This is a genomic window from Hyphomonas sp. TMED31 (assembly GCF_002172815.1).
Taxonomy (GTDB): Bacteria; Pseudomonadota; Alphaproteobacteria; order Caulobacterales; family Hyphomonadaceae; genus Hyphomonas; species Hyphomonas atlantica.
This window is the reverse complement of sequence record NZ_NHCK01000055.1, coordinates 1-24,113: the sequence shown is the minus strand read 5'-3', so window position 1 is coordinate 24,113 and position 24,113 is coordinate 1. Positions and strand designations below refer to the sequence as shown.

Sequence of the window (24,113 nt, the reverse complement as noted above, 5' to 3'; positions counted from 1 at the left end):
CGCATCCAGAAGATGAAGCCCCAGATCGAAGCCATTATTGACGAGACCATCGACGCCGCGCCCGCGACCGGCCGGTTTGACCTGATGGCAGACATCGCCGTGCCTATCCCCGTCACCGTCATCGCCCGCATTCTCGGCGTGGACGAGGAACGCCTGCCGGATTTCCGCCAATGGTCTGAAGACATCATCCTCAGCCTCAATCCCGTGCGCACCCCGGAAGAGACAGAACGGATGGAACATGGCAGCCACGCGCTCGACGCCTATTTCACCGAATTGATGGAGGCACGCCGCAAGACCCCCGGCGATGATCTGATTACAGACATGGTACAGCTGCAGGCAAGCGGCGACGCTCCGCTGACAGATGACGAACTACGCATCAATCTCGGCGCGCTCCTTGTTGGCGGGAACCTCACCACGACAGACCTGATCGGCAATGGCGTGTGGCTGTTCCTAACCCATCCGGACCAGCTCGCCGCGTTCAAGGCCGATCCGGCGCTGGGCGCGCAGGCGGTTGAGGAAGTGCTGCGCTATGAGGCGCCCGTCTCGGCCACCTCCCGCATCGTCGAGGCCGACAAGACAGTCGCCGGCTGTCCGATGAAGGCCCATCAGGTCGTATTCTGCTCACTGGCCTCCGCCAATCGGGACGAGACCGTGTTTGACGCGCCCGAAGCGTTCGACATCACGCAGAAACGCGCCAGCCATGTCGCTTTCGGCGGCGGCCCACATATCTGCATCGGGGCCCCCTTGGCCCGCATGGAAGCGCGCCGCGTGTTCGAGAAACTGTTCGCGCGCTATCCCGACATGCGCCTGCCAGAGCAGGAGCTGACCTGGCGCGCCCTCCCCTTCTTCCGTGGGCTGGAGCGACTGGACGTGGAAGTGTGAGTTTCTCCCGTATCTCCGGCGAATGCCAGAGCCTCCCGCGGCTAGCTATTGGGAGCCGCCTCGGGAGACCCCGGATCAAGTCCGGGGAGGCGGGAGAGGGGGTTTCGCCAGAATCCCCCAAACACCCCATCTGCGCGCTGTTTATGGTGCGTTACGCAAAAACGTGTCATAGGGGGCAAAATCTTCCCGCGCTGCGCACGCTGCTGCGCCCTTAGCGCCCCTGAAAGTCCCTGCCCCATGACCGACACTTCCCTTATCCCATCGGCGCTTGCCGAGGCCCTTGCGCAGCGTGGATACGACACGCTGACCCAGGTCCAGTCCGCCGTCATTGAAGAAGACCTCGCTGGCCAGGACCTGCTCGTCTCCGCGCAGACCGGCTCCGGCAAGACGGTTGCCTTCGGCCTCGCCATGGCCGCCGACCTGCTGGACGGTGCCGACCGGTTCGACCGCCCCGAAACGCCGCTGGCCATCATCGTCGCCCCGACCCGGGAACTGGCACAGCAGGTCTCCCGCGAGTTGGACTGGCTCTATACCCCCTCCGGCGCGCGCCTGACGACGTGCGTGGGCGGCATGGACATGCGCGACGAGCGCCGGGCGCTGGGCCGCGGGGTCCACATCGTTGTCGGCACGCCGGGCCGCCTGTCAGACCATATCCGCCGCGGCTCGCTCGACGCTTCCAAGGTGCGCGTCGTCGTGCTGGACGAGGCCGACGAGATGCTGGACATGGGCTTCCGCGAGGAGCTGGAGCACATTCTCGACGGCACACCTGAAACCCGCCGCACGCTGATGTTTTCCGCCACCGTGCCGAAAGGCATCGCCGCGCTCGCCTCCCGCTACCAGAACGATGCCAAGCGCATCACCACGGCGGCAGAGAAATCCCAGCATGTCGACATCGACTATCGGGCCCTGCTGGTTGCGCCGGGGGATGAAGAAAACGCCATCGTCAACATTGTCCGCCATTCCGACAGCGAGACCGCCATCGTCTTCTGCACGACGCGCGCCGCCGTGAACAAGCTGATGAGCCGTATGGGCAATCGCGGCTTCCCGGTTGTCGCCCTGTCAGGTGAGCTGAGCCAGAAAGAGCGGTTCAACGCACTGCAAGCCCTGCGGGACGGCCGCGCCCGCGTCTGTATCGCGACCGATGTTGCCGCGCGCGGGCTGGACCTCGAAAATCTCGGCCTCGTCATCCATGCAGACCTGCCACGCGATCCGGCCACCCTGCTCCACCGGTCAGGCCGGACAGGCCGCGCAGGCCGCAAGGGCGTCAGTGCGCTTCTGGTTGCGCCACGTGCCCGCCGCAGGGTGGAGCGCCTTCTGCGCGACGCAAAGATCGAGGCGAGCTGGGGAAAACCGCCGTCTGCAGATGAAATCAATGCGCTGGACGACGCCCGCCTGATGGCCGACCCGATCTTCACCGAAGATGCCAGCGCCAATGAGGCAGAACTTGCCCGTACGCTGATAGACACCTATGGCGCTGAACAGATCGCGGCCGCCTTCATCCGCCGCCAGCGCGCCGGGCGCACCGCCCCGGAAGATCTGCGCGAAGTGGATGACCGCCCGCCCTCGCGTGATCGGCGTGAGCGCAATGATCGCCGCGACCGGGATGATCGCGGCCCCAGAGAACCGCGCGAGCCTCGCGAACGCCGCCCGCGCGAGCCGCAGCCCGGATTCGAAAATGCAACATGGATCGGCCTGAACGTCGGTCGCCGCAAAAATGCCGAAGCCCGCTGGCTGCTGCCCATGCTGTGCAAGGCCGGTGGCCTGTCACGCGAAGACATCGGCGCGATCCGCATCAACCCGGCCGACACGCATGTGGANCTGAAGCCCGACGCCGCCAAACGTCTGTTCGACACGATCAAGCCGGATGGCACGCTGGAAAAAGGCCTGCGCGCCTTCTCGCTGGACGGCCCGCCTGCCGCGCATGCGCCAGGCTCCGACGCAAAGGAAGACCGCCCGCCGCCCCGCCGCGAACGCAAGAAGCCAAAGCCGCCCGCCGCGGCGAAGGAAAANCCCTTCGATCCGCTGACCGACTACATCCAGGATGACCGCCCGGCCAAGAAGGCCCGCAAGGCGCCCCAGATCCGCGCAAAAGCCCCCGGCAAGGGCGGCAAACCCACCGGCGGCGACCAGACCTACAAACGCCCCACAAAGAAAAAGCCCTTCAAGAAGGGCCCGGCCAAAGGCCACAGCAAGGGCCCGAAGAAGCCACAGGCGGACTAGCCGCCATCACTGGCGCGACCTGAAATTCCTCTTGCGGCACTGATATACATTTCATATACGATCCATATATGAAATGTATTCGGAGCCGGACATGGGAATTGTAAACATCGACGACGACCTGCACGAGCAGGTCCGGCGGGCCAGCAAGGTGTCCGCCCGCTCCATCAACGCTCAGGCAGCCTACTGGATCAGGATCGGCATGCTTTGCGAAATGAATCCGACCCTCAGCTATAGCGAAGTCCTGAAGCGCGAACTGGAGACCGCTGGCGTCTCGGCGCCCTCTCTCACGCCTGATCGCGCCGCTGTCGACGCATGACAAAGACGCCACAGGAACTCGCGCTGATGGCGGAATCCGGACGCCTGCTCGCAGCCGTATTCGAGTATCTGGACACGCTGGACCTCATTGGAACAACCACCCTCCAGATCAACGATCTGGTCGAACACTACATTCGGGAAGACCTTCAGGCCCGCCCCGCCAGCAAGGGGCAATATGGGTTTGAGTTTGTCCTGAACGCCTCCATCAACAATGTTGTCTGTCACGGTGTTCCGTCGCCTACGGACGTTCTACGCGATGGCGACATTGTGAACTTCGACATCACGCTGGAAAAGAACGGCTACATTGCCGATTCCTCCAAAACCTACCTTGTTGGCGATGTCTCGCTCGCGGCCAGGCGTCTGGTTCAGGCGACCTACAGCGCCATGTGGAAAGGCATTCGAGCGGTCCGCCCCGGCGCACGACTGGGGGACATAGGCTTCGCGATTGAGCGCCACGCCAAACGCGCTGGCTATTCCGTGGTGAGGGAATATTGCGGCCACGGCATTGGCCGGGAGATGCATGAAGATCCGCAAATCCTTCATTTCGGCAAACCCGGCACCGGCCTCACCCTGCGCGAAGGCATGGTCTTCACGATCGAACCGATGCTCAATCGCGGCCGCCGCACCGTACGGACCGAAGAGGATGGCTGGACCGTTGTCACCACGGACGGCTCCCTCTCGGCTCAGTTCGAACACACGGTCGCGGTAACGGCCACGGGCGTCGACGTGCTGACGCTCAGGCCAGAGGAACGCGCCCCCGGCTTCCGGGCCGCATGAACAGCAGGTCCTCCCGCACCGTCAGAGATTGACGCCCGGCGCGCCAGCCCGCACACCCCTGCGGGTAACAAGACGCGGAGCGCCCCATGACCGACCATATCCAGACCAGCCTCGACAACCAGATCCTGACGCTCACCATCAACCGGCCCGAGCGCAAGAACGCCCTGACCCAGGCCATGTATGGCGCGATGGCGGATGCGATTGTCGGCGCGAATGACGACAAGGCGGTTCGCGCCATCATCATCACCGGCGAAGGCGACATGTTCACGGCTGGCAACGACCTTGGCGATTTCGCCTCCGACATGGAGCGCAGCTCCGGCGAGCCGCCTGTCACCCGCTTCCTGAACGCCATCCGCGACGCAGAAAAACCGCTCATCGCCGCCGTCAACGGCCCGGCCATCGGCGTTGGCCTGACCATGCTGCTGCACTGTGACATCGCCTATGCGGCTGAGAGCGCCAATTTCCGCGCGCCCTTCACGGCGCTGGGTCTTGTGCCGGAAGCGGGCTCCTCGCTGCTCCTGCCGCTGTCTGTGGGCAATTCCATGGCCAATGAGATCCTGCTGGCAGGCCGCATCCTGACCGCGCAGGAAGCGCTGGACTGTGGCCTCGTCTCGCGCCTTGTGCCGGATGCAGGCCTGATGGCCGCCGCAACCGCCTGCGCCCAGCAGGTCGCCGCCGCCGCGCCGACGGCCATCCGCCGCTCCAAGGCGCTGATCCGCGCCAATCGCGACGCCGTGAAACAGCGCATGGCCGAAGAAGGCAAGGCGTTTGCGGAACAGCTCAAATCCCCTGACTTCGCCGAAGCCGCCGCCGCCTTCGCCCAAAAGCGCAAACCGGTCTTCCAGGACTGAGCATTTCGCGAGGCCTGACGGGGGCGCTCTGCCGCTTCATCCTTCGACTTCGCTCAGGATGAGTCCGGTCTTTACTGCACTTTTTGAGCGCTCATGCTGAGCGAAGTCGAAGCACGGGCGCGGGCTTCGCGCAGCCAGCCGCAAGAGGCTCCGGGTCAAGCCCGGAGACACGGATCTGGAGAGACTCATACCCCCCGGAATCCCCCCTGATTCCGGGGTTTTTTGACACTTTTTTGCCCCGGCCATCCGCAGACGGACGCCCTGCCGGCCAAATCGGCCCGCAATACCCTGTTTTAAAAGGGTTTTCCGGGCTGCAAATTCCCCCTCTCATCTGTGGCCTTTAGGCGTCAAACCCCCTATAAATAAAGGCGAATCCACGAATCGATGAGGAGGCCTTTATGGCCGAAGGCACGCAAGCTGAATCCCCCGAATATGGCGCTGGCTCGATCAAGGTCCTGAAGGGCCTCGAAGCGGTCCGCAAACGCCCCGGCATGTATATCGGCGACACCGATGACGGTTCGGGCCTGCACCACATGATCTACGAAGTTGTGGACAACGCCATCGATGAGGCGCTTGCCGGCCATGCAGACCGTGTGACGGTCACGCTTTACCCCGATGGCTCTGCCGAAATCACCGACAATGGCCGCGGCATTCCGGTCGACATGCACCCGACCGAGGGCGTCTCCGCGGCCGAAGTGATCATGACCCAGCTGCATGCGGGCGGGAAATTCGATTCAAACTCCTACAAGGTCTCGGGCGGCCTTCACGGCGTCGGCGTGTCCGTCGTGAACGCGCTGTCGGACTGGCTGGAGCTGACCATTCACCGCAATGGCAAGGAACACTGGGTCCGCTTCATCGAGGGGGGCCGCGTGGAGGCGCCCCTGATCGAGCGGGGCGAGTCCCCGAACCGCGACAATGGCAAGCCCTATACCGGCACCGCTGTGCGCTTCCTCGCCTCGCCGTCGACCTTCACCAAGACCGATTATGACCGCAAGACGCTGGAGCACCGCCTGCGCGAGCTGGCCTTCCTGAACTCCGGCGTGAAGATCATCTTCCGCGATGAGCGCGACGCAGAGCCCTATGAGGCGATCCTCGAATATGAGGGCGGCGTTAAGGCGTTCGTCGAACACCTCGACAAGACCAAATCCAAGCTGATCCCTGAGCCGGTCTATGCCATCGGCGAGAAGGACGGCATCACGGTCGAAGTCGCGATGGAGTGGAATGACAGCTATCACGAGAACGTGCTCTGCTTCACCAACAACATCCCCCAGCGCGATGGCGGCACCCATCTGGCGGGCTTCCGCGGCGCGCTGACCCGCCTGATCAACAAATATGCGAACGAAACCGGCATTGCGAAGAAATCCAAGGTCGAGATTTCCGGCGATGATGCGCGCGAGGGCCTGACCTGCGTCCTGTCCGTGAAAGTGCCTGATCCGAAATTCAGCTCCCAGACGAAAGACAAGCTCGTCTCCTCCGAAGTGCGCCCTGTGGTCGAGAGCCTGATGGGTGAAAAGCTCGCCGAATGGTTCGAGGAACACCCGAAGGAAGCGCAGGAAATCATGATGAAGATCGTCGAGGCAGCGGCGGCGCGCGAAGCGGCCCGCAAGGCCCGCGAGCTGACGCGTCGCAAGTCTGCGCTCGACATCACCTCCCTGCCCGGCAAGCTGGCCGACTGCCAGGAGAAAGACCCGGCGAAATCCGAACTCTTCATCGTCGAGGGTGACTCCGCGGGTGGCTCTGCCAAACAGGGCCGTGAACGTCAGAACCAGGCCATCCTGCCCCTGCGCGGGAAAATCCTGAACGTGGAACGCGCACGCTTTGACAAGATGCTGTCCTCCGATCAGGTCGGCACACTGATCATGGCGCTCGGCGCGGGCATCGGCCGGGACGAGTTCGACATCAACAAGCTGCGCTATCACAAGATCATCATCATGACCGATGCTGACGTGGACGGCGCGCACATCCGTACCCTGCTGCTGACCTTCTTCTATCGTCAGATGCCGGAGCTGATCGAGAAGGGCTATCTCTACATTGCCCAGCCGCCGCTCTACAAGGTGTCGCGCGGCAAGTCCGAACGGTACCTGAAAGATGATGCGGAGCTTGATTCCTACCTCATCGACGAGGGCACGTCCGGCGAGGCACTGATCCTGCCGGATGGCACCCAGATTGCGGGCGAAGACCTGCGCGACCGTGTGCGCGCGGCCTCCAATTTCCGGGCAAACCTCGCCCGTCTCGCCCTGCGCGCCCCGGCAGATTTGCTGGAACAGGCCGCAATGGCCGGCGCGATGGCCGCNGGCGCGGGCGACGCCGAAGCGCAGAAGACCGCCGAACGCCTGAANCGCTTNGCCGAAGAGGGCGAAGACAATTGGGTGGGCCGTTTTGAAGATGGCGCGCTGGTCCTGAAGCGCACCGTGCGCGGCGTGGAAGAGAACGCCATCCTGCCTGCGCCGCTACTGGCCAGCCAGGACGCCATTCGCCTNGCCGANCGCGCCGAAAGCNTGCGNGAGCTGTATGACCAGCCGCTGATCCTGCGCCGCGAAAAAGGCGGTGACTTTACCGTCCACGGACCATGNGCCNTGTTCCAGGCCGTGCTGACCGCGGGCCGCGANGGCATCAAGATCCAGCGCTACAAGGGGCTCGGTGAGATGAACGCCGACCAGCTCTGGGAAACCACGCTCGACTCCAACGCCCGCACCCTCCTCCAGGTCCGCGTCGACCATATCGAGGAAGCCGACGAAATGTTCACCAAACTCATGGGCGACATCGTGGAGCCACGGCGCGAGTTCATCGAAGAGTTCGCGCTGGAAGCCGAAGTGGATGTTTAATGTCTGATACAGACTATGAAGAAAGCGAAGTAGAGATAATCGATCCTGCCACTGAGTTGGCGGAGTTTTGCCAATGGTTGTTCTCACAAAATTCTACGAATCAGAAAACTGCTGACTTTCTAGCTCAAATGACCAACACTCAAGCTTGGTCGGCCGAATTCTACGAAGTAGTGATTTTCATCAACGAGAAGATCGAAGCTCTGGACAAGCTGGTCCAATCCGCCCCAATAGGTCACAACCTCAAAACGCTCGCAACACCAAAGCTAAACAATATCAAGTCAGCTTTTTCCGATAGCGGACTACATGCAGTTTGGTGGGATAACAACAGGGGTATGAAGAAGCGGCTTTCAGAAGAGAATTGGTTGCCGATTCAAATGTTATCGCCCGCGCTGGAGCCACTTTGTTCATATCCGAAACTCAGCGAAAACGATGTTGCACATATTCAAAACGAATGCGCGATACTTCGCCAATGGCTTGACGAACACCAGCTGCGCCAGCATGACTTCATCCGTCAAATGATTATCGACGGATTGCAAAAGTTCCACACTCGCCTAGATCGTGTCCCTAACTTGGGAACAAACTATGCAACAGAAGGCCTACACGAACTTGTTGTAGCTTACATGATGCTTGAGCGGGGCGAAAAGCCCAACGGCGGATCTCCCGACGTATCGGCGATGGCAAAGAAAGTTGGTTCGACTCTACAATCGGTCTACAGCAAGGTGAAAGCCGCCAAAGAGGGCTTTGAAACGGCAGACTGGATAATCCGTTCATACGCAGCTCTCTCGTTTGTTCGGGATCCAACTATAATGGGCCTTATACCAACCTCGTAGAGTGGGCATCACCCTACATTCTCCCCACGCCGCCTCCCCAGACTTGATCCGGAATTTCGGCCCACATTCCCCATCCCTGTCATCCCGGAATTTGCGCCAGCAAATATCCGGGACCCAGCCCGCGCCCGTGCTTCGACTTCGCTCAGCATGAGCGCTCACAAAGTACAGCAAAGACCAGACTCATCCTGAGCGAAGTCGAAGGATGAACTGGCGAGAGACGAACTTTCANNGATGNGCCCCTGCNTNCGCAGGGGCCTGCGGGAGGAGAGGGCAAGCCCTAATCCACACACGTCGCCTTTCCGGCGAGGCAGACATGGACAGGGACAAGTTGCCCCCAACAAAAAAGGCCNGCTCAGTGGCCGGCCTTTATGGTTTGGGTCTGCCAGGCGGAGCCTAGCTGAAATTCTTGAAGATGTCGTCGGCGGACACATCNTCATTGGACGTGCTGTCGCTGTCGTCTGATTCATAGGCCGCGGCGTCATCCTGGGCCGGGGCGAGGCCGGGGCCTTCGAATTTCTCGGCTTTTTCCGCTTCCAGCTTGCGACGCTTGTCAGCGGACTTCGCGATCACTTCGTCCAGCTCGATTTGCGTGCACAGGCCCAGCGTCACCGGGTCAACCGGNCGGATATTGGCCGAATTCCAGTGGCTCTTGTCGCGCACATTGTTGATGGTCGACTTGGTGGTGCCGATCAGTTTGGAGATTTGCGCATCGGAGACTTCCGGGTGGTTGCGAATGAACCAGGCCACGGCGTCCGGCTTGTCCTGACGGCGGATAACCGGCGTGTAGCGGCTGCCCTTGCGCTTTGGCTGTGGAATATGGGCGATCTTGGAGGCCGCTTTNTTCAGCGTNTAGCCGTCATCTTCCTCNCCGCGGCGGATTTCCTCGCGGGACAGCATGCCNCCGGCNATCGGGTCCACGCCGCGCATGTTTTCGGCAACATCACCATCGGCGATGCCTTTGACTTCCAGATAGTGNAGGCCGCAGAACGCCGCGATCTGGTTGAAGGTGAGGCTGGTATTGTCGAGCAGCCAGACGGCCGTCGCCTTTGGCATCAGAATATCGGACATGGGGATCTCCCTGAATGAAATGGCCGCCAGAAATGCAGCCGCCCGACACATCGTGCCGGGCGGTCGGGTTCGGACGTGCCTTAAACCTTGGGANCCTTATAATGTCTTGTCCGACAAATTGAAAGCCGCATGGCTCACCAGACCAGCACAATCTTGCCGGANTGGCCGCCTTTGGCCATCAGGGCTTGCGCGTCTTCGGCGTCTGCGACGGGAAAGGCCTGTTCCAGAACGGGCCGGATCTTGCCCGATACGACGTGTGGCCAGAAATCCTTCTCCACCGCGTCGCGGATGCGGCGCTTCTCGTCTACCGGTCGGGCGCGCAGCGTGGTGGCGGCGAGGGTGAGGCGCTTCATCAGGACCGGGGCGAAATTCAGTTCTGCCGTGAAGCCGTTCATATAAGCGATGTTGATGATGCGCCCGTCGGGTTTCGAGACCGAGATATTCTTCTGGATATAGTCACCGCCGACCATGTCGAGCGTGACGTCGACGCCGCCATCTTCCTTGATGACCGTCTCGAAATCCTCGGTCTTGTAGTTGATCGCGCGGTCTGCGCCGAGTTCTCTCGCCAGCGTGCATTTCTCCTCTGATCCTGCGGTGGCGTAGATCTTGGAGGCGCCCGCCAGCCTGGCCATTTGCAGCGCCATGACACCGATGCCGCTGGTGCCGCCATGACAGAGGAATGCTTCGCCGGATTTGAGATTCACGCGGTCGAACACGTTGGCCCAGACCGTCATCAGCGCTTCCGGGAAACAGGCGGCGTTAACCATGTCCATGCCGTCTGGCACTGGGAAAAGCGAGCCTTCGTCCACGGCGGCATATTCTGCATAGCCGCCGCCGGCAAGCAGGGCAGCGACGCGGTCGCCGGTCTTGAAGCGGCTGACGCCTTCGCCGGTCTCGACAATCGTGCCGGAGATTTCGAGGCCCATGATCGGAGAGGCGCCCTTGGGGGGCGGATAGGCGCCGCGGCGCTGGACGAGATCGGCGCGGTTCAGCCCGGAGGCCGCCACTTTCACCAGCACCTCGCCAGAATTCAGCGCGGGCTTTTCAAAGTCTCCAAGGGTCAGGGGCTGTCCGTCTTCGGCAATCACCGCCTTCATCATGTCTGTCGCCATTGTCGTGTGTTTCCTTCCTGAATCGAGAGTCGCATCGGGTCAGCGTTTCTGCTTTGATATGGCCTGTAGCACGAATTGGAGGACGCGCCCCATGGCCGCATTTGATGAAGAGCCGATCCTCGTCAACACGCCCCAGACGCTGGAGCAGATGTCGGTGCAGGAATTGCATGACCGCATCGAGACGCTGAAAGCAGGCATTGCGGCCTGTGAAGCAGAGATCGAGAAGAAGAAGGCTCAGAAATCTGCAGCGGATGCCCTGTTCGGGGGCGGCGATTAAGTGGGCGGAAAGACTGGATTGATAAAGTCCAAATTTCCGGCCAGCGAATAGGGGTAGGATTCATGGCGGTAGATACGTCTCGAGACGACCAATCGGGTTCCAAGGATGCGTTCACCGGCGGAAAGCTGTTCGATACGGTTTTCGCGCGGGGCATGGCGCTTGTCGAGGAAACCGCGACCTATCTGGATGGCCCTGGACGTGAAGCAGCCAAAACGCTGCCACGCGAGCCCGGCCTGACCTATTCGGCCTGGAGCATGGAGCTGACCACGCGCCTGATGCAGGCGGCGAGCTGGCTGGTCATGCAGAAAGCGGTTCGCGACGGTGAAATGCGCCGCGAAGAGGCAGCGGCCCGCAAATACCGGATTTCCCGCGAAGAACCTGCGCTGGACGCGGCCGCCCAGCAGGGGCTGGGCATGCCGGAGCGCTTCCTGGACCTGGTCACCCGCTCAGAGGCGCTGTTCGAACAGATCTGCCGTCTGGACGATGCGCTATATGGGCAGTCGATGGCGGCTGAGATACCAAATCCGGTGATCGACCAGATCAACCAGCTTCAGCGCGCGGCAGAGAACGGGGCGTTTGATCCCCTGATGGTCTGGCATCGCGCCAAGTAAGACCCGGCAGGGCCTACCGACTGGTATGCCCCTGTGCGCTACGAGTACTTCCCAATCAGATCAGACTTCTTCGGCCGTGTCGTAGGACTGGCCGATCAACTGTCCGCGCGGTGCATCTGCGCCCTTGAGGCGGAAGCGCTTCGGACGCCGGTAAAGTACCTTGAGCGGTGTGCTGCGCAGCAGGCCATACAGGGCAAGCGGGCCGGTTATACCGGCAATGGCAATGGCAAGACTGGTCAGACCGGGCTCTGGCGCAAAGCTGCTGGCGCTCAGGAAGCCCTGCGCGAGCGCGAGGGGCACGAAATAGCCCGTATAGATCACAAGATGGTTGCGCCCCATATGATGCAGCACTTGAAGGCGTTCTGACTGCGCCAGCAATACGCCCAGCGCGATGAGGGAAACAGTACCGGCCAGTCCGAGGATCAGGCTGATCACGGGCAGGGTGGCCGTGCCCTGAATGACGAGCGTGGTGTTGATGGCAGCCCAGATTGCGATGGCCGAGCTGACGTCCGACGTGCGCTTGTGCAGGCGCGTTGCGAACTGTCGCATCAGGCCCGCGCCCTGATAGCCAGCAAAGAAGAACACGAAATATTGCGCGAAGCCGTCGATCAGGAGCGCGCCGGTCTGAACCAGTCCGGCAGCATGTGCGATTTGCAGCAATGCCGCGATCAACAGGATTCTCGATGGTTTCAGCAGTCTCACCAACCATGTGACGAGACCGAACATGGCCAGAAGTGGCAGTATCCACAGTCCGGCAACGGGTTGCACCAATCCAAGGGCGAGGCTTTCCAGAAGGCCAGAGCCTTGCGGGCCTGCGCCGATGATATGGAGCGCCACGGTCTGCAAAACCATCCAGACCAGATAGAAGTAGACGAATCTGAGCACTTTCCGGTCGAAAAAGGTCGATTTCGAACCGAACAGCGTGCGCGGCAGGTGCATGCCAGCGATCGCGAACAATACTGGCAGGGCAATCGGAACCGACCACGCCCCTACGAGATGAGCCCAGCTTGCACCGCCGGAAAGGGGAGCGATGGCCAGGACGGATTGCGTTACTACAAACAGGGCAATGCAGAGGCCGGTCGAATAGTCGACCCATTTCGAGGGCGTATTGGACATGTGACGTTTCCAATCTGTTTGGAAACGTCACTGCAATTCTCGCGCCATCAGGGAATTCAGCTTGCGGCGTAGACTTTCAGGAAGCCAGCTGCTTGCGCGCTGCAAAAGCCTTCGCGGACGGGCGCTTTCATCACCATGATGCGATGCCAGAGCGGCCCGAGCATCTCTTCAATCGCCTCATCAAGGTCGAATTCGCGACGAATCACGCGTTTTCCGGCCAATTCCGCCAACAGCATGCGCATTGGCATACGGATGTCGCGGTTCATCCAGGCGCGCCACAGCTCACCCGCATCCTTGTCGTCCGCAGCAGCAGAGAGCGCGACGCGCAAGACGGCATGGCCCGCGCCAGTGCGGGCGGCGGCTTCCAAGGGCACGATCAGTGCCGTGATCCGCTCCTGCGGGTCGCGTCCTCCGTCCGGGCTGTCCGGGATCAACGCAAGGCAGGCATCGACACACATGGCCCCGATGGAGGGCCACCATTTGTAGATGGTCTGTTTGGAGGCACTCGCCCGTTTGGCCACGGCGTCGACGCTGAACCCCCGCCAGCCATTCTCGGCCATTTCTGTGCGGGTTGCGTCCAGAATGGCGGCCTTGGACGCTTCGCTGCGCGTCGGCCCCTTCCGGGAAGACTTTCTGGTCTCCGTAGGCGTGGGCATGAACAACTCCAGATTTGTGGGACGCTGTGATTTCTACAGCCTTCAGACCGCTAACATAAGGGCGAAGTGGTAAACAAACTCCCGTTTTCTCTTGCCGCCCAGACAATATGCACTAGTCAATGCATCGATTGTACAGGAGTTGATTCATGAAATCGGTTGAAGAACTACTCGAAGGATATCGTCGCTTTCGTCGTGGAACATATTCCGAGCAGGCCGCGCTCTATCGGGAGCTTGGCGAAGGGCAAAGCCCAAGTTTCATGATGATCGCCTGCGCCGATAGCCGCGCAGACCCCTCTGACATTTTCAACGCCGCTCCGGGGCAATTGTTCGTTGTGCGCAACGTTGCCAATCTCGTGCCGCCCTATCAACCGGATGGCGGCTTGCACGGTGTCAGCGCTGCGCTGGAATATGCGGTCAATGTTCTGAAGGTGGAGCATGTGGTGGTCATGGGGCATGGCGGATGCGGCGGTGTGGCAGCCTCGCTGGCCGGGGAGGGGACTCCGGAAATTGGTGAGTTTGTGACTCCCTGGGTCCGACTGTTGAAAGATGCCCGGGACCGCGTCGTCGACAGCGGTTCGGTGAACCCGCAATTCGCGCTGGAACTGGAAGGCATTGAATCCTCAATCGAGAATTTGATGTCATTCCCGTTCGTGAAGCGTGCTGTCGAGGCCGGAGAGCTGGAACTGCACGGCGCCTGGTTTGCCATCAAGCATGGCGAACTTCACTGGCGAAACGCGAAAACGGGCCGATTCGAAGTGATTCAGCCCTGATTCGATGTGTCGTCAGGCGTTCGTGGTCATGATGGCGGCGAACAGGGCGGAGACGAGCATGGCCAGCGCGGCGAGCCGATTGAACCATTGCGTGAAAGCGGGTGACTGGAACTTGCGGTTCATCGCGTCCGCCAGCCACGCATAGAAGGCGAGCCCGAACATTTCAGTGACGGTTACGGTGGCCATGATCAACAAGGCCTGTGGCACAACCGGCCGGTCGGCATCGAAATAGCTGGGCAACAACAGCCCGAAGAAGACGAGCGCGTTCGGATTCAGCAATTGCAGGCCAACGCCGCGACCAAACAGGTTGGATTTTGCCGGCGCCTGGTCTGCGCGGGCGCGGGGTCGGTGCGGGTCTGCGGTCGCCATCGTCCAGGCGAGCCAGGCGATGAAGCAGATACCCGCCAGTTTCAGCACCAACAAAACCAGCGGCGCTTGCGCGGCAAATGCGGCAATCCCCGTCGCGGCCAGCGCGATCCAGACAAGATTGGCGGCTGACACGCCCGCGGCAGGGATCAATGCGGTTGGCGCGCCATAGCGCAGCGATGCGCTCATCACCATCATGACAGCCGGGCCGGGGGTAAGGCCGCCTGCGAAGAACAGCGCCATCAGCGCAAACCAGACTGACAGATCCATTCAGCGCGCCTCCAGCGCGGAAAGGGGAATGCGGGTCAGGTCGACGTCTTCCTTGTTGGCCGTATAGGCAATGAAGAGGTAATCGCTCGTGACCCAGCTTTTTGGGTAGTGGTAGCCCGGCCGCTTGTAGAGGCCCTCAGTGCGCAGGGGCTGCAGATCATCCGCGCCGCGCAGCAGAAAGGCGCGGTCGAATATGTGGCCATCTTCTGACAGCGACAGGACGAGGGGAATGCGCAATTTGTCGTCATTCGGCGCNTGAACAAGAAACGCGGTGCCGTCCGGCAAATTGCCTGCACTCTGTTTCGTGCGCGCATCCGGCATGGCTGTCAGCTGCGGACGACTCCAACTCTTTCCACGGTCACAGCTTTCCGATGCCAGTTGGCGAAAGCTTGAGGCCTGATCGCGGAAAACCATGACAAGACAGTCGCCGCGCTGGAACAGGCTGGGCTCCAGTTCCCGGCTCATGGGCGGGTCTGAGGGAAGNTTCTCGAACGCGCCTGCCTGCCATCCCGTCAATCCAAGCGGATCGTCTGTATAAAAGGGCCGCGCGCGAATGCCGGGGCGGACATGAAACGCCGTGTGCAGGCGGCCATCATACAGGTGCGGATCCTGCTCGATGACGCCATTTACCGGTGTACCATCCGCGCCGAGTACGGGGCGTGGNTCGGTCCAGGTTTCGCCGTCCTGGCTGAGGCGATAGGCGGTGTAACCGCCTGTGCGTTTGTGGAAACCTTCCGGCCAGACATTGAGGAAGGCAACGAGCGTTTCGCCATCGGTCCACCATCCGCCGCTGGAGCGGATTTCCTCGTCGTCAGATGGTGCGGTCAGGGGGCGCGGCGTGCTCCAATGATCGCCATTATCGGCACTGATTGAATAGGCAACCCACGTGTCCGGGGCGTCTTCATCGCGGGCCGAGCTCTGCCATTGAACGAAAACGCGCCCCTTGAAGGCAATGGGCACGGCGCCATTGCTGAACTGGTCAGTTCCGGGTCTTGGCCTGAAGACGGTGATCGTCTCTGCGCCGGGCAGGGGAGACAGGCCGAGATCGGGCGCTGAGGCGTCAAACAGATCGGCCGCCGGTGCATGGAGCGCCGACGGCCGGTCTTGTAATTGCGTGCAGGCAAAAAGCGGCAGGATCAGGCAAAGTGCGAACAGGCGTTCAAGCATTTGCATCCCGCCGCTGCGATCAGGCGCCTTCTTCCTGGCCGCGCTTCACGGCAGCTTCGATCAACTCGCGAGCCTTCTCGATGCCATACCAGCCTTCGATCCGGGTCCACTTGCCTTTTTCGAGGTCCTTGTAGTGCTCGAAGAAGTGGGCGGTCTTGTCGATCAGCGTCTGTGGCAGGTCGTGATAGGTCGCGATCTTGTCATAGTAAGACGTCAGCTTGTTGTGCGGCACGGCGAGGATCTTCTCATCCGGGCCCTTGTCGTCTGTCATCATGAGGACGCCAACCGGGCGGGCGCGCACGACGGAACCCGGCACAAGCGGGCGGTTGCCGACAACCATCACGTCGATCGGGTCGCCATCCAGGCTCAGCGTGTGCGGGACGAACCCGTAATTACAGGGNTAGCGCATCTCGGTATAGAGATAGCGATCCACGAACATCGCGCCGGAATCCTTGTCGATCTCGTATTTGATCGGGTCGCCGCCGAGCGGGACCTCGATGAGCACGTTGATGTCGTCCGGCGGGTTGTTACCGGTTTTGATTTTGGAAAGGTCCATAAGACGGCTCGCATCTGGCTGGAAGGTTGAAATACGGTGTCGGGTGGCGATGACGCCTCAAACCGATTGCGTCAAGAGCAGCAATGACGCGAAAGGGTTAAGCAGGTTTTGTGCCTGAATGCTTCCCACTAGCCCAAATGGGGTTACTCTCCCGCCTGGGAGGTACACCAAATGCATTCAATCCTTATCCTGTGCAGCGCAGCGCTGGTCATCCTGACCCTGTTGCTGGGCTTCTGGGTTTCGATCACGCGGGGACGCACGAAAACCATCGCCTATGGGGCAGCGACAGACCCGACCGGGCCGATGATGAAAGCCGAGCGGGCGCATGGAAATGCCGCCGAATATGCCGCGCTTCTGATCGGGCTTTTTGTGGTGACCGGCTTTGCCTATGCGGGGCGCGATCTCGGGCTCACCGTCACCGGCCTGGTGGTGCTCATCACCCTGTCGCGCATTCTGCACGCGCTCGGTTTCCTGGTCTGCGCAACGCTGGAAAAGCCGCATCCGTTGAAAGCGTTGGGCGCGCTTGTCACCTATGTTGGCGGGCTGGCGCTGGCGATCATGGTGATCGGAAAAGCGCTGTAACCGTCGGTCACGCCTGCTTCAGGGCATAGTTGAAGCTGATCGAGACACGCGGTTCCTCCCCCATATTGGGAGGGACTTCGTGGCGCAGCCAGCTTTCCCACATGATTGCCTGTCCGGCTTCGGGCGCCAGATAGACGAAGCGCTGGCGGTCTTCGGGGACATCATCGCGCAATTGTGGTGCCGCCATCATGCGCGAGAGGCGCGGATCTTCCAGTTTCAACCGCGCCGCCCCGTCCGGAATCGCGACATAGAACGTGCCCGAAATCACGCTGCCGGGGTGGATGTGGTTCGAATGACCGAAATCGGGCTCAAGAATGTTCACCCANATCGCGTCNAGCTGNAGGGACAGACCGGCCATGTCCCAGAGCAATTCCTCGGCGAATGATGCGGCCATCGGGTCCAGCAGCGCTTTCAGCTCAGCAAACTCCGGAAACCGCTCTGGCAGATCGTCCAGCGAAGCATAGGAGGTGTAGCCGCCATAGCCCTGTTTCTCGCACCACTCATTGCCGGCCTGATCATCCTCTGCCAGCACCCAGCAAACATGTTCCAGGCGCGTCGCAAGGTCTGCGNCGCCGAGAGACTCGGTGCGGATCAGGGTCGGGAAGAGGGATCGTGTCGTCATGATGCGCACCTTTAGGCGGCGCAGGGGCCAAAAGAAAGAGCCCGCCACCCCGGAAAGGGCAGCGGGCTCTGTCGTGTGTGTTCGTCGCCCTATTCGGCGGGTTTCACGAATTTCAGGGTCATGCGGTCGCTTTCGCCGATGGCNGCATAGGCCTCNGCNTCAAAGTCTTCCGGCGTGTTGCCTTCACGGTCAGATGTCGCGCTGACCGGGGGCAGGGTCCACACGCCAAACGGGTGATCAGCCGTATCGGCCGGATTGGCGTTGATCTCGCTGGACGCGGAAAATTCAAATCCGGCCGCTTCTGCGAGTGATTTCACATAGTCTTCGTGGACATAGCCGGACGCNCCGGTCGGGTCCTGTGTATCGGTGGAGGGCAGGCGGTGCTCGACCACACCCAACACGCCGCCCGGCTTCAGGGCCGCATAGGCGTCGGTGAAGAATTTGTCGGTGTAGCCGCCGCCCATCCAATTGTGCAGATTGCGGAAGGTCAGCACGACATCGGCTGTGCCTTCTTCGGTCAGCGGGCCGCTTTCGGCGGAAAAGGCGCTGTATTCAATCGTACCGAATTTCGGGTCTTCATAATTTGCCTTGAATTCTGCGAGGCGTTCCGCGATGCGGGCGCGGCGGTCTTCATCGCCCACATTCGGATCGAAATANGCCGCGACCAGCGTGCCATTCCCGCTCGCCAGATACGGCGCGAGGATGTTGGTGTACCAGCCACCGCCCGGCCACAGCTCGACCACTTTGTCATCGGCCTCCACGCCGAAGAATTCCAGCGTTTCCTTTGGATTGCGCCAGGCATCGCGGGCCTTTTCCTCGTCGCTGCGATGCGCGCCAGCGATGGCGGCCTCAAGCGGTGTGGTCTCTGTCGCGGTCGTCTCGACCGGCGGTGTGGCAGGCTGCGCTGTTTCTGTTGCAGGGGCGTCAGGCTGGCCACAGGCGGCCAGAACCAGCGCGGACAGGGCGAAAATCGGGGTGATTGGCTTCACAGGGTCTCTCCTAAACAGGCCTCTTGAACCTCTTCTTAGGCTACCCACATAGTCTGTGTCACGATGCCGACAATCGGGTCGTGACCGGTTTCTGTGCCAACGCCGAATTCGGGTTGGACTGTCGCAGGTGCCGAATATCCATCCGGGCGCTCCCCGAAAGGGTGGCCCGCAGTTGCTTGAACCAGAGGACTGAACCTATGAGCAATATCGACCTTACCCCCCTTTACCGCACAGTTGTCGGCTTTGACCGTCTTGCCAGCATGATCGATCAGGCATCCCGCCTCGACGGCTCGCAGGGCTATCCGCCGTACAATATCGAGCGCGTTGACGACAATGCCTTCGCCATCGAGATCGCGGTCGCCGGCTTCACCGAAGACGACCTCGAAATCGAAACCAAGGAAGGCCTGCTGACCGTTGCCGGCAAACGCGGCGAGAGCGAAGACGGCGAAGGCCGTAATTATCTCCATCGCGGCATTGCCCAGCGCAGCTTCATTCGCCGGTACCAGCTGGCAGACCATGTCATCGTGACCGGTGCAAACCTCCAGCACGGCGTTCTGCGCATCGACCTGATCCGCGAACTGCCGGAAGAGAAGAAGCCCCGCAAGATCGAGATCGGCGCGCCTGCAAAGAGCGAACCGAAACTGATCGGCAAGAAAGCCTCCAGCAACGCCGCCTAAGCGCGGTCATTGCGTGAAACAGAAACGGCGCGTCCATATGGGCGCGCCGTTTTTTCTTGGATGGGGCCCCGGCCTAACCGAAAAAGCGCGCGCAGCCTGCGTCTTTCAGGAAAGTCTTCAGCGCTTCGTCTTCCATCGCAGAGCCCAGCGCCTTGCGGACGGAATCATATGCAGCGGCGGCGTAGTTTTGTGTCGACTGTTCGAACGTGCCACCTTCCACAGAGGCTGACACATCCTTGTCGCCGCGCTCGGCCGCTTTTGAATTGGCTTTTGCCCAGGGCAGGTAGGTCTTGCAAAGCTCGTCTGCGAAGATNGGNGCCAGCGTCGGNGCNAGCGCNTCAAGCGAGGCNAACGGCGCGCCNGGCTTTGGATCTTCCATATTCTCGATCCAGGCGACGATNAACGGGGCGTGTTCGGTCAGCCATTTGGCAGGGGTCTTGTCCATCATCATCTGCTGGAATTGCGCGTAGAGCGCAAAGTCTGCCGCAGACGGACGACCACCGAAAATGTAGAGATGTTCTTTCAAATGAGCGTTCAGCAGCGTTGAGAAGCGCTCGAACGANGCTTTGAGAATGTCCGCNTTGCTTTCATTTGCGCCGACCAGCTTCAGCCGGTCTGCCATACGTTCGGCAATCTGGTCGCGGGCTTTCTTGTAAGCGCGGGGGCGCTTGCCGCCATAAAGCTGTACCANCACGCGCAGNGCGGCATCTTCNCGGTCAGGCTTCTGNCCCCAGCGTTCCAGGAACATGGTCTTGTTCAGCCACTCATCCGCATAGTCTTCCAGCAGCAGGGCCAGCATGGAGGTCGCAACCTCATCCGGCACGGCGCTTGGTTCTGGATGGTCTGCCTCAAGGCCCGAAATGATCGCCGTGGAGTCCTGATTGGCCGGGCGCGTNGGAGAGATCAGCAAGGGTACGGTCGCAACCTGTGCCAGTGCCTGGAACTCTTCCTCATTCTCGCGCGAGCGCGCCACCCAGTCGAAGTCCACATTCTTGTAACGCAGGAAGGCGCGGACTTTCTGGGAGTAGGGCGAGGTATCGGCGCCAAAGAGGCGGTAGTCGGACATGATCATGCGGCTTTCATTGTGTTCGGCCCTGTCTGTAGGCATTTCATCCCCCACTGCCAAGGAGCGTTTGCCGCAGCTTGTGATAATGGGTATGCGCTCAGGCAGGTAATGGTTCAGTTTGAAAGGAACGGCAGATGCGGATCATGCACGTGATGGCGGGCGCGAAAGAGGGCGGCGCGGANAACATCATGCTGGAATCCGTGCTGGCACTGGCGGAAGCCGGGCTGANCCAGCATGTCGTGACACGGCCGGACAACCAGTTCCGCGTGCAGAAATTTCGTGAAGCCGGAATTGGCGTCGATGTGGCCGCTTTCAACAATACCTGGCCTTTCCCGACGCGCCGCGTGATCGGCGATGCGATCAAGGCGTTCAAGCCGGATGTGATCGAATACTGGATGGGCCGNGCCGGGCAGTTCGCGCCNAAGGAATATCGCAGCCGGTCGATCGGCTGGTATGGNGGCTATTACAAGCTCGCCCGTTTCGTGAATTGTGAATGGCATGTCGGCCTGACGATTGATCTGCTGCGCCATATCCGCGAGCAGGGCGTGCCGGATGACCGGTCTGCCATCATTCACACCTATGCCGATTTCGAAGGCGCAGATCCGGCAAGCCGCGCGGCGCTGGATACGCCAGAGGACGCACCTGTCGCCCTCGCACTGGCCCGCCTGCACGAGAAGAAGGGCCTCGACACGCTGCTGGACGCCACGGCCAAGGTGCCGGGCNTGTATGTCTGGATCGCGGGCGACGGGCCGATCGAAGCAGAGCTGAAGGCGCAGTGCACCAAGCTTGGCCTGGATGACCGTGTGCGCTTTCTTGGATGGCGGAATGATCGCGGCGCGCTGCTCGCTGCCTGTGATGTGGTGGCCTTCCCCTCACGCTATGAACCGTTCGGTACGGTGACGGTAGATGCCTGGGCCGCGTCTCGTCCCCTGGTGGCGGCGGACGCCNTTGGTCCGGCGGCCTATGTGAAGGATGAAGTGAACGGGCTGCTGATTCCGAAGAATGATGTCGATGCGCTGGCCAATGCGCTCAGCCGCGTCATCTCTGACANGGCGCTTGCGGCAAAACTGGTCGAAGGGGGCCGTGCGTCCTACGAGCAGCAATTCAACAAGGCCGCGTTCCAGCGGGATTCGGTTGCGTTCTATGAAAAGATCATCGCGCANGCCGGACCCTTCGGCGNCTGATCAGAGNATGCTTTCGAAGAATTTCCGGTAGAGTCGCTGGCTCTCGCGCTGGCCCAGCCCGATTTGCACCTGNATGCCNGCGTCGCGCAGGGCCCGAATNCCGCCATTGGCGACCGGGTGCGGATCCTCAATGGCGCACACAACGCGCGCAATGCCGGCTTCCATCAGTTTTACAGAGCAGGATTTGTTGCCCTGTGAGCGCGACCGGCACGGCTCCAGCGTGACATAGGCGGTGCCGCCATGNGCNCGCNCCNCGGCTTCATCCAGCGCGATTTCTTCGGCATGGGGCCGTCCGCCAANACCGGTGACGCCNGCGCCGACAATGTGGCCTTCNCGGTCAAGGATGATACAGCCGACCGACGGGTTTACCCCNGTCAGGCCCTGATTGAGCCGGGCNAGGGNGTGGGCCCGTCCCATCATGCGACGGTCGCGACGACGNGACGGGCGCAGGCTCATGGAAGTTCAGGCAGCGGTTTGCCGCGATCTGCATCCAGATANCGAACGGAGATTGGCTTCAGATTGTCATCCAGCTCAATGTAGAGCGGGTTACCGGTCGGAATCTCAATCCCGGTGATGGACTCATCCGCAACATCGAACAAATGCTTCACCAGAGCGCGGAGCGAGTTGCCATGCGCGGCGATGACAACATCCGTGCCGGACTTCAGGACCGGCGTGATCGCCTCTTCCCAATAGGGCAGGACGCGTTCCAGNGTCAGCTTCAGGCTTTCGGTGTTCGGAATNTCGATGCCCTTGTAGCGCGGGTCGCTGGCCAGATCGAACTCGCTGCCNGCTTCCAGGGGTGGNGGCGGGATGTCGTAGGACCGGCGCCAGATATGGACTTGGTCNTCGCCATGCTTGGCGGCGGTCTCAGCCTTGTCGAGCCCTGTCAGGCCGCCATAGTGGCGCTCATTCAGGCGCCAATGCTTGGTCACNGGCAGCCACACACGGCCCATTTCCGTCAGCGCCAGCCACAATGTGCGAATGGCGCGGGTCTGGACGCTGGTGAAGGCNGCGCGGAAATCGGCGTCGCACGCTTTCAGCAATTCTCCGGATTTCTTTGCTTCCGCTTCGCCCTTCTCGGTCAGGTCGGCATCCCACCAACCCGTGAAACGGTTCTGCAAATTCCATTCGGACTGGCCATGACGGACGAGCGCGAGTTTGGGCATGAAAACTTCCTTCTGATCGGTTTCCGGCCCTTTTCACGGCAAAACCGGTCAGTTTCAAGCGTTCATCACGCGTATCAGCTCTGAAAATGCGCGGGCCACGTCGTGCCCTGTCGCGGCGGGCATCGAGTTGGAGATGATATGGCCGTCGCCGTCATAGGCATCGATCCAGCCGCCTTCGGGNGTCAGGTGTTCGTCCATCAGNATGTCGAAGCTGGTGCAGGCGGCTGCGGCAACGGCGTCGTCATCCGTCATCTCAAGCATGGTGAGGTGGGCTCTCAGGGCTTCGGTCTGNGCGCTGGTCTGCCGGCCGGAATNCTGTGCCCCGCCGTCACGGCTGACCTGTTGCAAGGTGCGCCCTTCCTCGTCCAGCGTGCCGGTGGCGAAACTGTAGAGGCGTCCGGCAATGGGGGCCATCGGTTCAGATTGCGCGCTCGCAAATGCGCCCAGCAACCAGACCCATTGGAATTGGTGAGACGGCGCAACCAACCGGGCCGGGTCGCCTTCTGGCGCACTCCAGTCCGGCCCGAATTCCTCGCCGAGCAGGCCGCCAGGCCCNGCGGTGAATTTCTCGTGNAACAGNGTGACCAGANCGGATGCGCGGGCCAGATGATCGCCTTCCGGGTCGGCGCGNTGCAGGGCCAGGCANGCCTCCAGCAGCCGCATGTGTGGCGNCTGTTGGCGTNTGGCCATCATGGGCAGCANTTCGGCATAGCCGCCATTGGTGCGATCTTTCATCCGTCGGTCGAGCGAATCCAGCAGCGCGCGGACGGACGCAATCACGCCGCTGCCATCTTCGAGCATCTCACTCGACAGGGCGAGCGCATGCAGACTGGCGGCGAGGTCTCCAAGATACGGCGTCTGGTCGGAAAGTGCGCTGGCGTCTGCAAGCAGGGTGCGCCCGATCAGGCCATCGTCGCGTCGCGCCAGACCGCTGAGCGTCCGCACACCGTCTTCGACCAGATCCCTCGCCGTATCGGGTTTCCAGCCAAGACGCCCGGCTTGTGCGAATACGGAAGTCTGGCGCGCTTGCGTACTGACGAGAACTTTGTCGCCAGCCAGAGGTGTGTGATCCAGCGAGAGGGCGTCAACAAAAAGGCCGCTCTCGTTCAGGCCGCGTTCGCTCCAGAGCGGGAAACATGCGTCGAACAGCCAGTGGCG

26 protein-coding genes are annotated in these 24,113 nt (G+C 61.4%); 13 read left to right on the top strand and 13 right to left on the bottom strand.

Translation table 11 applies throughout. From position 1 onward, the window contains the following. The 7 genes from CBB91_RS08480 to CBB91_RS08450 all read left to right on the top strand — a co-directional run. A partial coding sequence (locus CBB91_RS08480) for a cytochrome P450 (RefSeq protein WP_273013459.1) occupies positions 1-882 on the top strand: 882 nt, incomplete at its 5' end. Positions 883-1,119: 237 nt separating this feature from the next. Next, on the top strand, positions 1,120-3,102 hold the full coding sequence (locus CBB91_RS08475) for a DEAD/DEAH box helicase (protein ID WP_273013457.1): 1,983 nt from the start codon (positions 1,120-1,122) through the stop codon (positions 3,100-3,102). Between the two features lie 91 nt (positions 3,103-3,193). Beyond that, the gene (locus CBB91_RS08470; RefSeq protein WP_035546752.1) at positions 3,194-3,418 is read left to right on the top strand and encodes a ParD-like family protein; all 225 of its coding nucleotides are present in this window, start codon (positions 3,194-3,196) and stop codon (positions 3,416-3,418) included. Further along, positions 3,415-4,194, top strand: a complete 780-nt coding sequence (gene map, locus CBB91_RS08465) for a type I methionyl aminopeptidase (RefSeq protein ID WP_273013455.1) — start codon at positions 3,415-3,417, stop codon at positions 4,192-4,194. The genes CBB91_RS08470 and map overlap by 4 nt, the downstream gene beginning before the upstream one ends. 86 nt (positions 4,195-4,280) lie before the next feature. Next, the gene (locus CBB91_RS08460) at positions 4,281-5,045 is read left to right on the top strand and encodes an enoyl-CoA hydratase (RefSeq protein ID WP_035546757.1); all 765 of its coding nucleotides are present in this window, start codon (positions 4,281-4,283) and stop codon (positions 5,043-5,045) included. A 398-nt stretch (positions 5,046-5,443) separates the two neighbouring features. Beyond that, positions 5,444-7,870, top strand: coding sequence for a DNA topoisomerase (ATP-hydrolyzing) subunit B (gyrB, locus tag CBB91_RS08455; RefSeq protein WP_273013454.1), 2,427 nt, complete (start codon positions 5,444-5,446; stop codon positions 7,868-7,870). Beyond that, positions 7,870-8,700: a hypothetical protein gene (locus CBB91_RS08450; protein WP_273013452.1), complete on the top strand. Its 831-nt coding sequence runs from the start codon at positions 7,870-7,872 to the stop codon at positions 8,698-8,700. The genes gyrB and CBB91_RS08450 overlap by 1 nt, the downstream gene beginning before the upstream one ends. A 393-nt stretch (positions 8,701-9,093) precedes the next feature. Here CBB91_RS08450 and CBB91_RS08445 read toward each other — a convergent pair whose 3' ends face one another. Both CBB91_RS08445 and CBB91_RS08440 read right to left on the bottom strand, forming a co-directional pair. Beyond that, positions 9,094-9,768 (bottom strand): cell cycle transcriptional regulator TrcR, encoded by a 675-nt coding sequence (locus tag CBB91_RS08445; RefSeq protein WP_273013450.1) that lies wholly within the window; start codon positions 9,766-9,768, stop codon positions 9,094-9,096. Positions 9,769-9,902: 134 nt separating this feature from the next. Then, positions 9,903-10,880 carry an NAD(P)H-quinone oxidoreductase gene (locus CBB91_RS08440; protein WP_273013448.1) on the bottom strand — a complete coding sequence of 326 codons (978 nt, stop codon included), beginning with the start codon at positions 10,878-10,880 and terminating at the stop codon, positions 9,903-9,905. Between the two features lie 91 nt (positions 10,881-10,971). On the opposite strand from CBB91_RS08440, the gene CBB91_RS08435 reads away from it, so the two are divergent. After that, the gene (locus CBB91_RS08435) at positions 10,972-11,157 is read left to right on the top strand and encodes a DUF1192 domain-containing protein (RefSeq protein WP_035549021.1); all 186 of its coding nucleotides are present in this window, start codon (positions 10,972-10,974) and stop codon (positions 11,155-11,157) included. 62 nt (positions 11,158-11,219) lie between these two features. Continuing rightward, positions 11,220-11,768 carry a DUF1465 family protein gene (locus CBB91_RS08430; RefSeq protein ID WP_035549018.1) on the top strand — a complete coding sequence of 183 codons (549 nt, stop codon included), beginning with the start codon at positions 11,220-11,222 and terminating at the stop codon, positions 11,766-11,768. 60 nt (positions 11,769-11,828) lie between these two features. Here CBB91_RS08430 and CBB91_RS08425 read toward each other — a convergent pair whose 3' ends face one another. Beyond that, positions 11,829-12,884 carry an acyltransferase family protein gene (locus CBB91_RS08425; protein ID WP_273013446.1) on the bottom strand — a complete coding sequence of 352 codons (1,056 nt, stop codon included), beginning with the start codon at positions 12,882-12,884 and terminating at the stop codon, positions 11,829-11,831. Positions 12,885-12,940: 56 nt separating this feature from the next. Next, complete coding sequence (locus CBB91_RS08420) at positions 12,941-13,540, bottom strand: TetR/AcrR family transcriptional regulator (protein WP_035549015.1); 600 nt, start codon at positions 13,538-13,540, stop codon at positions 12,941-12,943. 146 nt (positions 13,541-13,686) lie between these two features. On the opposite strand from CBB91_RS08420, the gene CBB91_RS08415 reads away from it, so the two are divergent. After that, complete coding sequence (locus CBB91_RS08415; RefSeq protein ID WP_035549012.1) at positions 13,687-14,310, top strand: carbonic anhydrase; 624 nt, start codon at positions 13,687-13,689, stop codon at positions 14,308-14,310. Positions 14,311-14,322: 12 nt separating this feature from the next. Here the strand turns inward: CBB91_RS08415 and CBB91_RS08410 are convergent, their stop codons facing one another. The 3 genes from CBB91_RS08410 to ppa all read right to left on the bottom strand — a co-directional run bounded on the left by CBB91_RS08410 (position 14,323) and on the right by ppa (position 16,669). Continuing rightward, entirely contained in the window at positions 14,323-14,946 is a 624-nt protein-coding gene (locus CBB91_RS08410) for a LysE family translocator (RefSeq protein ID WP_273013444.1), read from the bottom strand. Further along, complete coding sequence (locus tag CBB91_RS08405) at positions 14,947-16,113, bottom strand: sialidase family protein (protein WP_273013443.1); 1,167 nt, start codon at positions 16,111-16,113, stop codon at positions 14,947-14,949. A 19-nt stretch (positions 16,114-16,132) separates the two neighbouring features. After that, positions 16,133-16,669 carry an inorganic diphosphatase gene (ppa, locus tag CBB91_RS08400; RefSeq protein ID WP_273013441.1) on the bottom strand — a complete coding sequence of 179 codons (537 nt, stop codon included), beginning with the start codon at positions 16,667-16,669 and terminating at the stop codon, positions 16,133-16,135. A 171-nt stretch (positions 16,670-16,840) separates the two neighbouring features. On the opposite strand from ppa, the gene CBB91_RS08395 reads away from it, so the two are divergent. Continuing rightward, positions 16,841-17,251: an MAPEG family protein gene (locus CBB91_RS08395; protein ID WP_035549007.1), complete on the top strand. Its 411-nt coding sequence runs from the start codon at positions 16,841-16,843 to the stop codon at positions 17,249-17,251. Between the two features lie 7 nt (positions 17,252-17,258). Here CBB91_RS08395 and CBB91_RS08390 read toward each other — a convergent pair whose 3' ends face one another. Together CBB91_RS08390 and CBB91_RS08385 are read right to left on the bottom strand one after the other, a co-directional pair. Next, positions 17,259-17,873: a TIGR02466 family protein gene (locus CBB91_RS08390; RefSeq protein WP_273013440.1), complete on the bottom strand. Its 615-nt coding sequence runs from the start codon at positions 17,871-17,873 to the stop codon at positions 17,259-17,261. Positions 17,874-17,962: 89 nt separating this feature from the next. After that, complete coding sequence (locus CBB91_RS08385; protein ID WP_273013438.1) at positions 17,963-18,862, bottom strand: hypothetical protein; 900 nt, start codon at positions 18,860-18,862, stop codon at positions 17,963-17,965. A gap of 197 nt (positions 18,863-19,059) precedes the next feature. Between CBB91_RS08385 and CBB91_RS08380 the strand changes: the two genes are divergently transcribed. Further along, positions 19,060-19,539, top strand: coding sequence for an Hsp20 family protein (locus CBB91_RS08380; RefSeq protein WP_035548999.1), 480 nt, complete (start codon positions 19,060-19,062; stop codon positions 19,537-19,539). A gap of 73 nt (positions 19,540-19,612) precedes the next feature. Here the strand turns inward: CBB91_RS08380 and CBB91_RS08375 are convergent, their stop codons facing one another. Further along, positions 19,613-20,647: a glutathione S-transferase family protein gene (locus CBB91_RS08375; RefSeq protein ID WP_273013436.1), complete on the bottom strand. Its 1,035-nt coding sequence runs from the start codon at positions 20,645-20,647 to the stop codon at positions 19,613-19,615. A gap of 92 nt (positions 20,648-20,739) precedes the next feature. Between CBB91_RS08375 and CBB91_RS08370 the strand changes: the two genes are divergently transcribed. After that, positions 20,740-21,789, top strand: a complete 1,050-nt coding sequence (locus tag CBB91_RS08370) for a glycosyltransferase (RefSeq protein ID WP_273013435.1) — start codon at positions 20,740-20,742, stop codon at positions 21,787-21,789. Here CBB91_RS08370 and CBB91_RS08365 read toward each other — a convergent pair whose 3' ends face one another. The 3 genes from CBB91_RS08365 to CBB91_RS08355 form a co-directional block, all read right to left on the bottom strand. Continuing rightward, complete coding sequence (locus CBB91_RS08365; RefSeq protein ID WP_273013433.1) at positions 21,790-22,245, bottom strand: riboflavin biosynthesis protein RibD; 456 nt, start codon at positions 22,243-22,245, stop codon at positions 21,790-21,792. Continuing rightward, positions 22,242-22,955 (bottom strand): 2,3-diphosphoglycerate-dependent phosphoglycerate mutase, encoded by a 714-nt coding sequence (gpmA, locus tag CBB91_RS08360; RefSeq protein WP_273013432.1) that lies wholly within the window; start codon positions 22,953-22,955, stop codon positions 22,242-22,244. The genes CBB91_RS08365 and gpmA overlap by 4 nt, the downstream gene beginning before the upstream one ends. A 54-nt stretch (positions 22,956-23,009) precedes the next feature. Continuing rightward, positions 23,010-24,113, bottom strand: a 1,104-nt coding sequence (locus CBB91_RS08355; RefSeq protein WP_273013431.1) for an AGE family epimerase/isomerase, incomplete at its 5' end; no start/stop codon positions are given.